General features: G+C 63.4%; 17 protein-coding genes. 6 read left to right on the forward strand and 11 right to left on the reverse strand.

Translation table 11 applies throughout. The features are described 5' to 3' along the window. Positions 1 to 9: 9 nt before the first annotated feature. The gene (locus AC2FNL_RS01620) at positions 10 to 588 is read right to left on the reverse strand and encodes a TetR/AcrR family transcriptional regulator (protein ID WP_496831942.1); all 579 of its coding nucleotides are present in this window, start codon (positions 586 to 588) and stop codon (positions 10 to 12) included. A gap of 102 nt (positions 589 to 690) precedes the next feature. Between AC2FNL_RS01620 and AC2FNL_RS01625 the strand changes: the two genes are divergently transcribed. After that, entirely contained in the window at positions 691 to 1,284 is a 594-nt protein-coding gene (locus AC2FNL_RS01625; RefSeq protein WP_496831944.1) for an NAD(P)H-dependent oxidoreductase, read from the forward strand. Here AC2FNL_RS01625 and AC2FNL_RS01630 read toward each other — a convergent pair whose 3' ends face one another. The 4 genes from AC2FNL_RS01630 to AC2FNL_RS01645 are packed head-to-tail and all read right to left on the reverse strand — an operon-like array spanning position 1,285 to position 4,190. Next, positions 1,285 to 1,890 (reverse strand): pyridoxamine 5'-phosphate oxidase family protein, encoded by a 606-nt coding sequence (locus AC2FNL_RS01630; protein ID WP_496831946.1) that lies wholly within the window; start codon positions 1,888 to 1,890, stop codon positions 1,285 to 1,287. Next, a complete protein-coding gene (locus AC2FNL_RS01635) occupies positions 1,874 to 2,617 on the reverse strand; it encodes a lysophospholipid acyltransferase family protein (protein ID WP_496831948.1) in 744 nt (247 codons plus the stop codon). The genes AC2FNL_RS01630 and AC2FNL_RS01635 overlap by 17 nt, the downstream gene beginning before the upstream one ends. Continuing rightward, positions 2,617 to 3,516 carry a cell division protein FtsX gene (locus AC2FNL_RS01640; RefSeq protein WP_170369791.1) on the reverse strand — a complete coding sequence of 300 codons (900 nt, stop codon included), beginning with the start codon at positions 3,514 to 3,516 and terminating at the stop codon, positions 2,617 to 2,619. The genes AC2FNL_RS01635 and AC2FNL_RS01640 overlap by 1 nt, the downstream gene beginning before the upstream one ends. Continuing rightward, positions 3,513 to 4,190: a cell division ATP-binding protein FtsE gene (locus AC2FNL_RS01645; protein ID WP_170342228.1), complete on the reverse strand. Its 678-nt coding sequence runs from the start codon at positions 4,188 to 4,190 to the stop codon at positions 3,513 to 3,515. Before AC2FNL_RS01645 ends, AC2FNL_RS01640 begins: the two co-directional genes overlap by 4 nt. A 181-nt stretch (positions 4,191 to 4,371) precedes the next feature. Here AC2FNL_RS01645 and AC2FNL_RS01650 point away from each other — a divergent pair, with 181 nt between their 5' ends. Then, positions 4,372 to 5,139 carry a zinc-ribbon domain-containing protein gene (locus AC2FNL_RS01650; protein ID WP_496831950.1) on the forward strand — a complete coding sequence of 256 codons (768 nt, stop codon included), beginning with the start codon at positions 4,372 to 4,374 and terminating at the stop codon, positions 5,137 to 5,139. 9 nt (positions 5,140 to 5,148) lie between these two features. Here AC2FNL_RS01650 and AC2FNL_RS01655 read toward each other — a convergent pair whose 3' ends face one another. The 3 genes from AC2FNL_RS01655 to AC2FNL_RS01665 all read right to left on the reverse strand — a co-directional run bounded on the left by AC2FNL_RS01655 (position 5,149) and on the right by AC2FNL_RS01665 (position 9,680). Further along, positions 5,149 to 7,692, reverse strand: a complete 2,544-nt coding sequence (locus AC2FNL_RS01655) for a TIGR02302 family protein (protein WP_496831952.1) — start codon at positions 7,690 to 7,692, stop codon at positions 5,149 to 5,151. Between the two features lie 36 nt (positions 7,693 to 7,728). Beyond that, positions 7,729 to 8,994, reverse strand: a complete 1,266-nt coding sequence (gene lysA / locus AC2FNL_RS01660) for a diaminopimelate decarboxylase (RefSeq protein ID WP_093963500.1) — start codon at positions 8,992 to 8,994, stop codon at positions 7,729 to 7,731. A 98-nt stretch (positions 8,995 to 9,092) separates the two neighbouring features. Next, entirely contained in the window at positions 9,093 to 9,680 is a 588-nt protein-coding gene (locus tag AC2FNL_RS01665) for a TetR/AcrR family transcriptional regulator (protein WP_170342234.1), read from the reverse strand. A 218-nt stretch (positions 9,681 to 9,898) separates the two neighbouring features. On the opposite strand from AC2FNL_RS01665, the gene AC2FNL_RS01670 reads away from it, so the two are divergent. Then, positions 9,899 to 10,252: a DUF8051 family protein gene (locus AC2FNL_RS01670; RefSeq protein WP_170342236.1), complete on the forward strand. Its 354-nt coding sequence runs from the start codon at positions 9,899 to 9,901 to the stop codon at positions 10,250 to 10,252. Positions 10,253 to 10,345: 93 nt separating this feature from the next. Next, positions 10,346 to 10,732 (forward strand): glycine zipper family protein, encoded by a 387-nt coding sequence (locus AC2FNL_RS01675; RefSeq protein ID WP_170526087.1) that lies wholly within the window; start codon positions 10,346 to 10,348, stop codon positions 10,730 to 10,732. Positions 10,733 to 10,749: 17 nt separating this feature from the next. Here AC2FNL_RS01675 and AC2FNL_RS01680 read toward each other — a convergent pair whose 3' ends face one another. The 3 genes from AC2FNL_RS01680 to argH all read right to left on the reverse strand — a co-directional run bounded on the left by AC2FNL_RS01680 (position 10,750) and on the right by argH (position 12,545). Beyond that, the gene (locus AC2FNL_RS01680; protein ID WP_260064066.1) at positions 10,750 to 10,905 is read right to left on the reverse strand and encodes a hypothetical protein; all 156 of its coding nucleotides are present in this window, start codon (positions 10,903 to 10,905) and stop codon (positions 10,750 to 10,752) included. 69 nt (positions 10,906 to 10,974) lie between these two features. Next, positions 10,975 to 11,157, reverse strand: a complete 183-nt coding sequence (locus AC2FNL_RS01685; RefSeq protein ID WP_496831956.1) for a hypothetical protein — start codon at positions 11,155 to 11,157, stop codon at positions 10,975 to 10,977. Further along, the gene (gene argH, locus AC2FNL_RS01690) at positions 11,154 to 12,545 is read right to left on the reverse strand and encodes an argininosuccinate lyase (protein ID WP_496831958.1); all 1,392 of its coding nucleotides are present in this window, start codon (positions 12,543 to 12,545) and stop codon (positions 11,154 to 11,156) included. The genes AC2FNL_RS01685 and argH overlap by 4 nt, the downstream gene beginning before the upstream one ends. A gap of 21 nt (positions 12,546 to 12,566) precedes the next feature. Between argH and AC2FNL_RS01695 the strand changes: the two genes are divergently transcribed. Both AC2FNL_RS01695 and AC2FNL_RS01700 read left to right on the forward strand, forming a co-directional pair. Further along, entirely contained in the window at positions 12,567 to 13,133 is a 567-nt protein-coding gene (locus tag AC2FNL_RS01695; RefSeq protein WP_170342942.1) for a TlpA disulfide reductase family protein, read from the forward strand. Positions 13,134 to 13,214: 81 nt separating this feature from the next. Further along, positions 13,215 to 13,544: a hypothetical protein gene (locus AC2FNL_RS01700; RefSeq protein ID WP_480728375.1), complete on the forward strand. Its 330-nt coding sequence runs from the start codon at positions 13,215 to 13,217 to the stop codon at positions 13,542 to 13,544. Positions 13,545 to 13,591 lie beyond the last annotated feature (47 nt).

Here is a 13,591-nt window from a genome sequence, read left to right on the forward strand (position 1 = left end):
CTCCGGCGGTCAGGCCGCCGGAGACAGCCACGCCCGCAGATAGGTTTCCAGCCGGTCGGTGAATGTCGTCGCCGAATGCAGGGCGCAGAATTTCAGTGACATCGCCTGGAAGGCAAAGGCCTGCACGCCCTCGGCCAGCAGGTCGGTCGGCACGTCCTGCCGGACGTCTGCCTGATCCATCCACATCATCACGATCCGGAAGTATTTCTCGAAGCAATAGGCGATCGGCCCGATTTCAGAGATCGCGGCAGCGCCGGAATAGCGGATCAGCAGGTCGAACACATAGCGTTCGGACATCATGAAATCATGCACCGGGGCCAGTGCCTCGATGATCTGCGGCACGGTTTTCGGCGGTTCCGCCGCCTGCGCCTGATCCAGACAAGCGTCCAGTTTTTCGCCGATCAGGATCTCCATCAGGGCGTCCTTGTCGAGGAAATGGGCAAAGAAGGTGCCCTTGGCCACACCGGCGGCCTGCACCACCTCTTCCACGCGCAACGCCTGGTATCCGTTCTTTTGCACCACGTCCGCCGCCGCCTGCAGCAGCTTGGCGCGGGTCTTCAGGGTTCGTTTCTGAATCGTCTTCTGCATGAGGCTTGTTCGCATATTTTTTGACCGTGGTCAAATTTAATATTGACCGTGGTCATTTTTTGATTCTATAAAATGACCGTGGTCAATTTTGGGAGAAACCCGATGCAACCGAAGAAAATTCTCATCCTCGACGGTCACCCCGCCGAAAGCAGCCTCTCGCGCACCTTTGCCGACACCTATGCCCAAGCCGCCCGTGCTAAGGGCCATGACGTGAAGACCGTTCACCTCAGCGATCTGGAGTTCGATTTCGATTTCGGGCAGGGCAACTATCATGATTTCAAACCGCTGGAGCCGGTTCTGGAACAGGTTCTGCAGGATTTCGAATGGAGCGATCACCTGGTTCTGACGACGCCCATGTGGTGGGGCGGGCTGCCTGCCAAGCTCAAGGGGCTAATCGACCGGATGTTCATCCCGGGCCGTACGTTCGATACCCGCAATCCCAACAAACTGGGATTCCCGGCACCGATGCTCGACGGCCGCACTGCGCGGGTCATCATCACCTCGGACACGCCGGGCTGGTTCATGCGGCTGGTCTACCGCCGGGCGTTGATTCACCAGATGCGCGGTCAGGTTCTGGGGTTCGTCGGGTTCAAGCCGACGCGGTTCACCTGGTTTTCCGGCGCCAGCTACCCCAAGCAGAACAGCGTCCAGAAATGGATCACGCGGGTCACCCGGCTGGGCGCAGCGGCAGCGTGATCACCATATCGTCTTTGCGGCGCGCGCACCCCATTCCCGATCATAGCGTGCGCCGCCTTCCTCGCCCTGCGACACCTCGGCCAGGATCTCGCCCACCGTCGGCAACTCGGCGCTGAGATCGCCGCCGGTCCAGGTTTCGGCCCGCATCAGCGCGCGGGCGCATTGCGTGTAGATTTCCCCGATTTCTATGACGATCACAGTGGCCGGTTGCTTGCCCTTTTTCTCGAACCGGGCGCACAGGTCGGCATCGGCCGTCAACCGCGCGGTACCGTTCACCCGCACCACGTTGTTCGAGCCCGGCACCATGAACATAAGCGCCACACGCGGATCGCGCACGATGTTGCGCAGGCTGTCCAGGCGGTTGTTGCCGCGCCAGTCGGGCAAGGCCAGGGTGCCGGGGTCCAGCTCCATCACCACCGGGCCGTCATCGCCCCGGGGGCTGCCATCCACCCCTTCGGGCCCCACCGTGGACAGCACGCACAACCGCGACGCCATGATCCATTTGCGGTAGAGCGGCGTCAGTTGCCGCGCAACCTTCCGTATCGAGGCGGCGCCGGGGGTGCCGTACAGCGCCTCAAGCGCGGTGATGTCATCGATGAACTGCATCCGGATCAAACCCCACTTCGCGCATCAGCGCGTTCGAGCGCGTCTCGATCACCTCTTCCAGCCGGGCCAGGAACGAGTCGCGATCGACGCCCGGCTCGATCGGGTCGAGGAACTCGACGATCGCATGGCCGGGTTTGCGCAGAATTCCCGACCGGGGCCAGAAGACACCGACATTGGTAGCAGCCGGCACGCAAGGGAAACCCAGCCCCTCGTAAAGAACGGCAGTGCCGACCTTGTAGGGTTTGTATACCCCCGGCGCCACGCGGGTGCCCTGCGGATAGATAACCAGTTGCCCGGGTTCGGTGAACTCCTTGGCGACGTCCTTGACCATCTTGGCCACCGCCGCACCGCGTTTGCCTCGATCGACCGCGATACAGCCCAGTCGACGTGCGTACATACCGATGATCGGAGTCCACAACAGTTCGCGCTTCATGATGAACTTGCCGTGGGGGATCGCGTCAAAGATCAGGATGATGTCGAAGAATGACTGGTGCTTGGCCGCGATCACCACCTCGCCCGTGGGCACGTTGCCGCGCACCTCGCCGCGAATTCCCACCATCCAGCGCGCCAGCCATATGGTCGTGCGCGCATAGGTCTTGCAGGCGCGCAGCGCCCCGCGCTTGGAGAACAGCGCATAGGGCGCGAAGACCAGGCCCAGAACCGCCATCCATGCGTAGATCGTGACCATGAAGATCAGCGAGCGCACCCATTGGACCGCCATTGCCATCACGAAAGCTCCTTCAATTTGCGACGAGCCGCCGACCATGTCGCGGCAAAGGCCACGGCCGCGCCCAGAATGGGGATTACGGCGGGCAGCAGCCAGTCGGCGCCCTGGAATCCAAGGCCGGTCAGGAAACCGCCCGCATCCGAGGCCTCGGGCAGCAGCAGCACCCCGGTCAGGCCCAGAACCGTCCCCACCACGGCACCGAAAAACGCGCGCCAGGTGAACCGACGCACGAAGGCACCGGCGATGAAGCGGTCGCGTGCACCGACCTGACGCAGCACCTCGATGATCTGGGCGTTGGCCGCGAGCGAGGCATTGGCCGCAAGCGTGATCATCGCCGCCGTGGCCCCACCAATCAGCAGGATCGAGATCCAGCCCAACCGCCGCAACGAGGTGGCGGCATCGACCAGCGGCTCGCGCCAGCGGGAATGGTCATCCAGAACCGCGCCTGGCACCTCGGCCGCCAGCCGTAGGCGCAGGCCCATCGTGTCCAGCCCCGGCTCACCCTCGATGATCTCGATCAGCTGTGGCACCGGCAGCGTGTCCAGCGGCAGATCGGGCCCGAACCAGGGTGCCAGCAACGCGGCCTGTTCTTCGGCGCTGAGCGCGCGCGCCGACGCCACGCCCGAGGTCTGTTTCAGAACCTCCAGTGCGGCCTCGGTCTGCGCTGCACGCTGTTCAGCGGGCGCATTGATCCGCAGAGTGGCCGCTCCGGCCAGCTCCGAGGCCCAGCGATCGGCCAAACGCCCCGAGGCCAGCGACAGCGCAAGCGCGAAAACTGTCAGAAAGGCCATCGCACCTGACACGAAAAGGGTCAGGTGCGCCGTAAATCCCGTTGGCGGCACGACGCGGTCGGCCCGGGCGTCCCGGCGCAGCAGGGCGCGAATGTCATCGGCAATCATAGATCCGCCCCCGCCAGTTGCAGCCGCCGCTGCGAGATCCGAAGAACCCGAGCCTGCACCTGGCTTTTGGCCGCCCGGATCAAGCTCAGATCGTGGGTGGCGATCACCACGGTCTTTCCCATGTGGTTCAACTCGATCAGCAGACGCAGCAGACGCTGGGACATCTCCCAGTCGACGTTGCCGGTGGGTTCGTCGGCCAACACCACGTCCGGTGACAGGATGACCGCCCGCGCCAGTGCAGCCCGTTGCCGCTCGCCGCCCGAAAGCTCCGGCGGAAGTGCGTCCAGGCGGCCACCAAGACCGACCCAGGACAGGAGTTCGGTCAGATCTTCCTGCTCGGACTCAACAGAGCGTCCCGACACCATCAGAGGCAGGGCGACATTTTCAGCCAGAGTCATGTGGTCCAGAAACCGGCAGTCCTGATGCACGACACCGATGCGACGGCGCAGCAGGGCCATCTGGTCCCGGTCCAGTCGGGCAATGTCCTGATCAAAGGCGCTGATCCGCCCCGAACTGGCCAGCAACGCGCCATAGCAGAGTTTCAACAGGGTCGTTTTGCCCGCTCCGGACGGGCCGGTCAGAAAATGGAACGACCCCGGCTGCAACTGGACCGAGACATTGCTCAGCAGTTCGCCGCCGCCATAGCTGTAGCTGACATTTTCAAGCTCGATCACGCCTGCCCTCAATATTGCTTGCGCCCTTCTTGCCCGAGCACGACCACGGTTTCAATGCCTGCACCGAGTCCATTTGGCGACACTTGATCCACCGGGCCGAAAACGCGCTTTGCTGTTTCGCCTTAACGGATTATCATTCTTGGAAAAACGACGACAGGCCGCCAGCGGCCGGGGAGGCAGTATGCGACTAACATGCCCGAACTGTAATGCCCAGTACGAGGTTCCGGATGAGGTCATTCCGGAGGAAGGTCGAGACGTGCAATGCTCGAGCTGCGAGCAGACCTGGTTCCAACCTAAACACCCGGAGGCCGAACCTGTCGCGGCCGAAACCGATGACGGGCCGGCCGAAAGCGCGCCCTCGGATGCGTCTGAGCCGCCAGCCGCCGAAGCTGCTGCGCCCGAACCGGAGCAGAAAGAAGACGAAGAGGTCAAAGCCGAACAGCCCGATCCCGAGGACGAAGCCCGGCCAGCCGCTCCGACCGGCAACGTCGATCCGGCCGTTGCGACAATCCTGCGGGAGGAAGCCGCGCGTGAGGCCGAACTGCGCGCCAAGGAAGGGTCCGGCCTGGAAAGCCAGCCGGATCTAGGTCTGGATCAGCAGCCGGAACCGGCCCCCAAGCCGACACCTCCTGCGGCGACCGAAACCGCCGCGGGAACCGGTCAGAAAGAGGCGCTGCCGGATGTGGACAGCATCAATTCGACGTTGCGCAGCGACGACGCACCCGCCGAGGCAGAGCCCGCCGAGGCCCCGCCGCGGAAATCGGGCGGGTTCCTGCGCGGCTTTGCGCTGATCCTGATCATCGGGGTCATCCTGTTCCTGGTCTACGGCAACGCCCGCCAGATCAGCGAGGCGGTTCCCCAGGCCGAGCCCGTGTTGCAGTCGTATGTCTCGATGGTCGATCAGGCCCGGGTCTGGCTGGAATCGCAGGCTGGCTCCGCGACCGAGTAACTCTGCCGGTCAGAACCGCTCGAGCAACCTTTTGAGGTATTCCAGTTCGATTCTGGGCCTGTCGGTTTCGCCGGTACGGCGACGGATTTCATCCAGCAACTCGCGGGCACGGCGATACACATCATCCCCCTGCAGCAGGTTCTCCTCGGTCGAGATCGAGCCTGCAGCGCCCGGATTCCGACCCAGCGGATCGCGGTTGTTGGCCTGCATGTCGCCGTCCTGCGTACCCTGACCGGGCTGGTTCTGCTGGTTCTGGGCCATTGCCTCACCCAGCTCACGCATCCCTTCGCGCAACGCCTCCATTGCTTCGGACTGGCGGTCGATCGCTTCGGCAAGGTCGTCGCTCCGCAGGGCATCTTCAGCCTCATCCATGGCACGACCTGCACGCCCCAGCGACTCGCGTGCGGCATCACCTTCGGGTGTTCCTGCGCCCGGCAGGTTCTGCTGCTGGCGGTTCAGTTCATCGCGCAGCGCCTGTTGGCGTTCGGCCAGAGTCCCCTGTCCCTGCTGGCCTTCGCCCGCCTGATCCGATCCTTGGCCCTGTCCGCCCTGACCCTCATGGCTCTGGCCGCGCCCCTGACCGCCCGAGCGGCCTTCATTGCCCTGGCTTTCACCGGCCTGCGCGCCGGGATTGAATTGCTCCTGCAAGTCACGGAAGGCCTCGTCGCTCAGGCCCTGCTGCTCACGCAGGGTTTCGGCCAAACCTTCCATGGCCTGCTGGCCTTCGGATTGTTGCCCCTGTCCCTGGCCCTGGGTCACGCGCATGTTTTCCATCATCTGCTGGAACTCCTCCAGCGCCTGCTGGGCCTCGGCCATGCGGCCTTGCTCCATCAGTTCCTGGATCCGGTCCATCATCCGCTGAAGGTCATCCTGCGTCATCTGCATGGATTCACCGGATTGGTTCTGCTGGCCCTGCTGGCCGTCCGGGTTTTCCTGCGCCAGTCGCTGCAGCTGACGAAGATACTCGTCGGTCGCTTCACGCAGTTCCTGCATCAACTCGGCGATTTCCTCGTCACTGGCACCGTTCTGCATCGCTTCGGTCAGACGCTCCTGAGCGCGGCGCATCCGCTCCAGCGCGTCGGCGAGCGTGCCTTCTTCGATCAGGATGGCCAAATCCCACAGGGCTTGCGCGATCTCGGTCTGCTGTTCGGGGTCCAGGCCGAATTCCGTAAAGGTTTCCAACCGGCGCAGAATGTAGCGCAGTCGCAGATATGCGGTTTCCGAACGGAAGACATCTTCGGGCCGGTGCGAAACCGCCCGCAACAGCTGAGCCACCCTTTTGGCATTGTCGCGCGACCACAGCAGATCTCGACGCTGCTCGATCACCGCCGCAGCCAGCGGATCAAAGAACCGGCGGGCGGGAAGGTCGGTTCGGTAGACATCCGACTCCGACACCTGATCAGCGGCATCGACGGCCGAAAGGGTAATCTTGACCGGCAGGTGCGCCCAAGGGTGTTCCGAAAAGTCCTCGATCAGGTCTTCCGTGAAATCGCTCCGGTCACCAGCGATCGGCATAGGCAGGTCGACGGTGACCGCATCGCGTGGTTCGGGTGCAACGGCCAGACCATGGCGACGATCGACCGCGGCCAGGTCCAGTTCGATCAACGCGGTGCCTGACAGGATGCCATAATCGTCACGCGCCGAGAACGGCAGTTTCATCTGGCCACCAGCCTCGGCCGTGGCGGGTTCAGCTACGGCGATTACCGGCGGCGCGTCCGCAATGACCTCGACACCCCAGTCACGCCCTGCAGGGCCCTCGATCGACAATCGGCCCGAACGCTCGACGACAAACTCCTGATCCGGATCGGTTGCTGTCGTGGTGGAAGCTAAGGAACTGGTTTCGGTCAAGCTGTGCGCGCCGACCTCGCCATAAAAGCGCAAAGTGACGCGGCTGCCTTGTGGCACTGTCAGCGTCGGACCGGATTGATCGGCCAGATACAGCGTCGGCAGGCCGGTATAGCGAGGCGGCTCGACCCAGCCTTCCCAGCTGGGGCCCTGGCCGGCTACGGCCGTGCCGGGTGTCATCTGGGCGACCGATCCAACTTTCCAGAACGATCCGAACAGCAATCCGACCACCAGCGCCAAAAGCGCCGCATAGCGCAGCGCGTAGGGGTCACGAGCGGCAAGGTTCAGGTCAGGCTTGACCGGTCCTGCCTGCGCGGCGCGGGCGGCCATGCGCGCCTGATGGGCCTGCCACAAAGCGCGCGAATCTTCGTCCATCGCCCCGATGGCCTGATCGTCCAGCAATGCCTGGATGGGACGGCCCGGCAGTGTCTCGTCCAGTCGGACAAGCGCCTGCGTGCGGGTGGGGAACCGAAACCTCCGCGCGCCCCAGACCAATGCAACCGTCAACGCCAGAATGGATGCGGCTCCGATGATCCAGACGGTTTCAACGCCGACGAGGTCGTGGAGACCCAGCAGCAAGGCCGCCATGATCAGGGCCGCAATCGACAGGAACGGCCAAAAGGCGCGCATCACCTGCTCGGCCAGCATCCCCGTGCGCGTCAGCAACAGGGACAGTCTGGGGATCGGCAGGTTGCGAGTGTCGGTCACGTCAGGCCTCCGGGTCGGGCCCGCGCGGTTATCGCGTCACAGCCACTCAGGTATGGTATCGCGGTTTATGATTTCGTCAAAGGTTGGCCGTTCACGAATAACCGCGAATTGATCGCCATGAACCAGAACTTCGGGGATCAGGGGCCGGGTGTTGTATTCACTGGACATCACCGCGCCATAGGCGCCGGCACTGCGAAATGCGACCAGATCCCCCGGGTTCAGCGGTGGCATCGCCCTTTGTTTCGCAAAGGTATCCCCGGTCTCGCAGACCGGCCCGACGATGTCATAGGGGCGTTGTTCGACCCCCGGCGCGGGCTCAATGACGGGAACGATGTCGTGATAGGCGTCGTACATGGCCGGACGGATCAGATCGTTCATTGCCCCGTCGAGGATCAGGAAATCGCGCCCTTCGCCCGACTTCACATAGATCACCTTCGACACCATCAGCCCCGCGTTGCCCGCGATCAGACGGCCCGGCTCAATCTCAATCTCGCAGCCCAGATGGCCCAGTGTTTCCTTGATCATCGCACCGTATTCCAACGGCAGCGGCGGTGCTTCGTTCGAACGGGCATAGGGAATGCCCAGCCCGCCACCCAAGTCCAGACGGTGAATGTCGTGACCCTGTGCGCGCAGCTGTTCGGTCAGCTCGGCGACTTTGGAGTAGGCCAGGCGGAACGGCTCAAGATCGGTCAGTTGCGAGCCGATATGCACGTCAATGCCCACCACCTTCAGGCCGGGCAGGCTGGCCGCATGGGCATAGACCTCGGGTGCGCGGGCGATCGGGATGCCGAATTTGTTTTCGGATTTTCCTGTGGCGATTTTGGCGTGAGTCTTGGCGTCGACGTCCGGGTTCACCCGAACAGTGATCGGCGCGATCATGCCCAGTTCCTGCGCGACGGCGTTGATCACCTCCATCTCGGGCTCGGATTCGACGTTGAACTGGCGAATCCCGCCGGTCAGCGCGATGCGGATTTCCTCAGCCGTTTTGCCGACGCCCGAGAACACGATCTTTTCGCCCGGCACGCCCGCTGCCTTGGCCCGCAGGTACTCGCCGCCCGAAACCACGTCCATCCCCGCGCCCGCCTGCGCCAGCGTTTTCAGAATGGCCTGGTTGCTGGCGGCCTTCATCGCATAACAGACCACGTGGTCGGTACCTGCCAACGCCTCGTCGAACAGGTTGTAATGCCGCAGCAGCGTCGCCGTGGAATAGACATAGAACGGCGTGCCAACCGCAGCAGCGATCTCGGCGACCGGGACGTCCTCGGCGCACAACACGCCATCGCGGTAAAGAAAGTGATCCATATCTGCGCGCTTAGACCAAAACAGGCCTGTGGATCAACGGGATTTGCATCGCGGGCACGCAATCCGGTGCGAACCGCACAGAAGTCGGGCGCAACGGCTTATCCGCGCAGGCCGGCCTCAAGCAACGAAAGGGTCGCGTCGCGCCGCGCTTCAAAGTCGCTTTCATCGCCCCCGAAGATCGCCAGATGGATCACCAGCCCATCCAGCATCGCCGTCACCGCCTGCGCTGCGGCCTGCGCACTGAGATCGCCGCGGATTTCACCCGCGCGGATAAAGGGAGCGAACTGAGCCGCATAATGATCGGCAAGCCAGGCGAAGAATCCGCCAATGATCTCGGCCGCGCGCGGGTCCTGAAATCCGGGGCCCAGCACGTCAAAGAACAGCTGCGTTGCAGCTAGACGGTCGGCGGGCATGGACAGACGCAGCCCGGTCATGAACTGGTCCAGCGTCTGCGGGGCCGGGATGTCGCTGATGCGGGCGCGGATATCCTCGAAATACCGCTGCAGCAACGCCAGAAGCAAAGCCTCCTTGCTTTGGAAATACAGATACAACGTGCCCTTGGCCATCCCGGCCTGATGGGCCACGTCCTGCATCTTGGTAGCGTGATAGCCCTGATCCAGAAAGCAGGCCATGGCGGCATCCAATATCCGCCCCTGCATCTCTTCGCGATCGACGATCTTCGGCATCTTGCCCCTCGATTTTCTTCCGGCGCGCCTTTCTTGACGCAGATTGGACGCAGCGTCACGCAAATTCAATCTTTTAATGACTTGACGGTCAGTAACACCACCTCCATTTATGACCCGCCAGTCATTAAAAGGATTCTGTCATGGCGCATTCGTCACAAGTCAACGCCGGCCCAACGCGTCCTATGGCCTCCCAACCCACGGCAACAGCCGCCAAACTGATGCTTGTCCTCGTCGCCAGCTTTGTCACGCTCGTCCCCGGCGGACCGATCGAGACCCGGGACTTTTCCGGGCTGGGTGGAACGGTGTTCTGGGGTTTCAACGCCTTTCTGATCGCGCTTGCCCTGCTGGCCGTGGGGTCGGCGGTGGCTATGCTGCGCGGCTCGGCAACGGCAAGCTGGGGCGCCATCGTGGCGGCCTGGGGGTACATCTTCGTGGTCCTGCTGGACCTGGGTCATGTCTTCCCCACATCACCCGACCCGATTCCGCTGATGCTGGGACTGGTCGAGATTCTGGATTTCATCCTGGCTTTCTACATCCTGGCATTGGCTCATCGTGGCCTGGGCCACCTCTGAACCTGCCCGGCGCGCACTCGTGTACGGCCCGAAGCCACAGCAACAGGAGGTGGCGCCGGGTCCCGCCGTAATACCTACAAAGAAAGACAACTCATGCTGTTCAAGGAACGTTTCACATTGACCGTCTTGCCGCTGGCCCTGGTCACAGCCGCATGCAGCGGCACCGGTGCCCAACACCAACCCGTCCTGTCTGCCGAGCCGGGCCCGGCTTACGCCGCTGATCTGGACCAGTGCCGCGCATTGGCCAAGTCTCAGGACCTGTGGAACCCGGAAACCCGGACACAGGCCTTGATAGGCGCCGGGGTCGGCGCATTGGCAGGTATTTCGGACGACACGGTTGGAAACACAGAAGGCGCCATAGCCGGCGCAGCGGTGGGATCAGCGGCAGGTGCCGTCGCCGGAGCCGCCGAGATGCGCAACACCCGGCGTGACATTCTGATCGAGTGTCTGCGGCAGCGCGGGCACCCTGTGGCCGGCTGAGCGCATCAAGCGCTCATTCAGAAATTCGTCGACACCCCAGCCCGCGCGTATCCGGATACGGACACTCCAGCCCCCGAGCGCGTGGGCTCTTCTACTGGCTGAGAGCGCGGCGGATTCGTGGTTTCGCAGGCCGCCAGCACGGCAAGCGACAGGATAAGGCCGAGTGGTTTCATTTCGCTGCCTTCATTAGTTGGATCACTTGCTAAATGGCGACTGGCACGTCGCTTTCAACCACAGAGCGTTCAGATCCCCAGAAACACGCTGAGGGGGCCTCGGTGCAGGCCGACGCCCCCGCTTACATATGTGCCACTGGTCGAAACGCCCACATTGGCGTTCAGGGTCGGCTGGACGGGCTCTCCGTCGGCGCCGCAGGCCGCCAAAGCAAAGGCGGACCCGATCAGGGCAATCACACGCAAGGTTGTCATTCCAGCATCTCCTTCCAGCGGGCGATCTGCGCCCGGACCTGGTCCGGGGCCGTACCGCCATAGGACTGGCGCGAGTTTACCGAATTATCCACGCCAAGGACAGAATAGACATCCTGCGTAATGCCCGCATGGATCGACTGCATGTCCTCGAGCGTCAGATCGGGCAGGTCGCAGCCCTTCTTCTCGGCCATGGCGACCAGCGATCCTGTGACGTGGTGCGCATCACGGAATGGCAGGCCCAGCACCCGCACTAGCCAGTCGGCCAGATCGGTCGCGGTGGAAAAGCCCGAGCCGGCGGCGGCGGCCAGGCTGTCGCGGTTGGCGGTCATGTCCTTGACCATGCCCTCCATCGCCGCCAGCGCCAGCATCCAGTTGTCGGCGGCATCAAAGACCTGCTCCTTGTCTTCCTGCATGTCCTTGGAATAGGCCAGCGGCAGCCCTTTCATCACCATCATCAGCGCCGTGTTGGCACCAAAGATCCGGCCCACCTTGGCGCGGATCAGCTCGGCGGCGTCGGGGTTCTTTTTCTGCGGCATGATCGACGAGCCGGTCGAGAACCGGTCTGACAGGGTGACAAAGCGGAACTGGGCCGAAGACCAGATCACCAGTTCCTCGGCAAAGCGCGACAGGTGCACCGCGCATATCGAGGCCACCGACAGGAATTCCAGCGCGAAGTCGCGGTCGCTGACCGCATCCAGCGAGTTGGCGGCAGGCCGGTCAAAGCCCAGCGCCTGCGCCGTCATGTGCCGGTCGATCGGGAAGGACGTGCCGGCCAGCGCCGCCGCGCCCAACGGGCATTCGTTCATCCGCGCCCGCGCATCGCGCACGCGAGACAGGTCGCGGCCGAACATCTCGACATAGGCCATCATGTGGTGGCCCCAGGTCACCGGCTGCGCGGTCTGCAGGTGGGTGAAACCGGGCATGACCCAATCGGCCCCGGCCTCGGCCTGCGCCAAAAGCGCGCGGATCAGGGCCAGCAGGCCGGATTCGGCGGCGTCCAGCTGATCGCGGACCCACAGTTTGAAATCGGTCGCCACCTGGTCATTGCGGCTGCGGCCCGTGTGCAAACGGCCTGCGGGCTCGCCGATGATCTCTTTCAGGCGCGCCTCGACATTCATGTGGATGTCTTCCAGCGCGGTCGAGAACTGGAACTCACCGCGTTCGATCTCTGACAAAACGGTGAGCAGCCCTTCCCGAATGGCCTCGGCATCACTATCACTTATGACGCCCGTGGCGGCCAGCATGGCGGCATGGGCACGCGAGCCCGCGATGTCCTGGGCCGCCATCCGTCGGTCGAACCCGATCGAGGCATTGATCGCCTCCATGATCGCGTCTGGTCCGGCGGCAAAGCGGCCGCCCCACATCTGGTTCGAGGATTGTTCGGTCATGCTGGAAAACCCGGAGTTGATATGCGCCTGTTTCGTCTGATCCCCCTTTATATGGCCCTTGCGCTGGGTGCAAATGCCGCTTTGGCCGCCGACACACAGGCCCTGGCCGACTTGCGCGACGGCAGCCTGAAACGCCTGATCCTGCATTCCGAGCCGAAACCGGTCTCGGACGCGGAATTCCAGCTGGAAGATGACGGCGGCACCGCCACGCTGGCGGATTATCGCGGCAAATACGTTCTGCTGAACTTCTGGGCCACCTGGTGCGCACCCTGCCGCAAGGAGATGCCCCAGATCGCCGAGTTGCAGGAGGAATTCGGCGGAGACCAGTTCGAGGTTCTGACGCTGGCCACCGGGCGCAACTCGCCCGCGGGGATCAAGAAGTTCTTTGATGAAAACGGCATCACCAACCTGCCCCGCCATCAAGACCCGAAACAGGCCGTCGCCCGCGAGATGGGTATCGTCGGTCTGCCGATCACCATAATCATCGACCCCGAAGGCCAAGAAATCGCACGTTTGATCGGCGATGCCGAATGGAACTCGGACAGTGCCAAGGCGATCATCGCGGCCCTGCTGAACCCCGAAAGCTGACCTCCTGACGGGCCTTTTGTGCTAGACTGGAACCGGCCTGAACAGGGCCGGTTTTTCATTGGCAACAGACAGGAGGCTGAGATGAAACCGGTGGTTTTGCTGATCGGCCGGCTGCCCAACGTGGTCGGCGACGTGGCGCGGCAATTGGACCACCTTCCGATCCGGTGGCTGGGTGCGCATGATCCCGACGAGGTGCGGCGGCAACTGGACGCCGAACCGCGCATCGCCTGCGCGATCATGGGCGCGGGCCTAGATGACAAGGTGCGCGGCGAACTGGTGGGCATCATCGCGGCGCGGCGGCCGGATATCTGCATTCACCTAAAGGATCGCGCCTCGGGGCCCGAGGGGTTGGTGCCCTTCGTCGAGCGCGTTGTCCGGCACGAGTTGCTGGAGCCACACGACGCCCCCTGACGCAACGCCACCTTTGACAGGGCCTGACCCCGCTTGCACTCTGTCCG

The sequence above is a fragment of the Ruegeria sp. CRTD044 genome, from assembly GCF_059613485.1.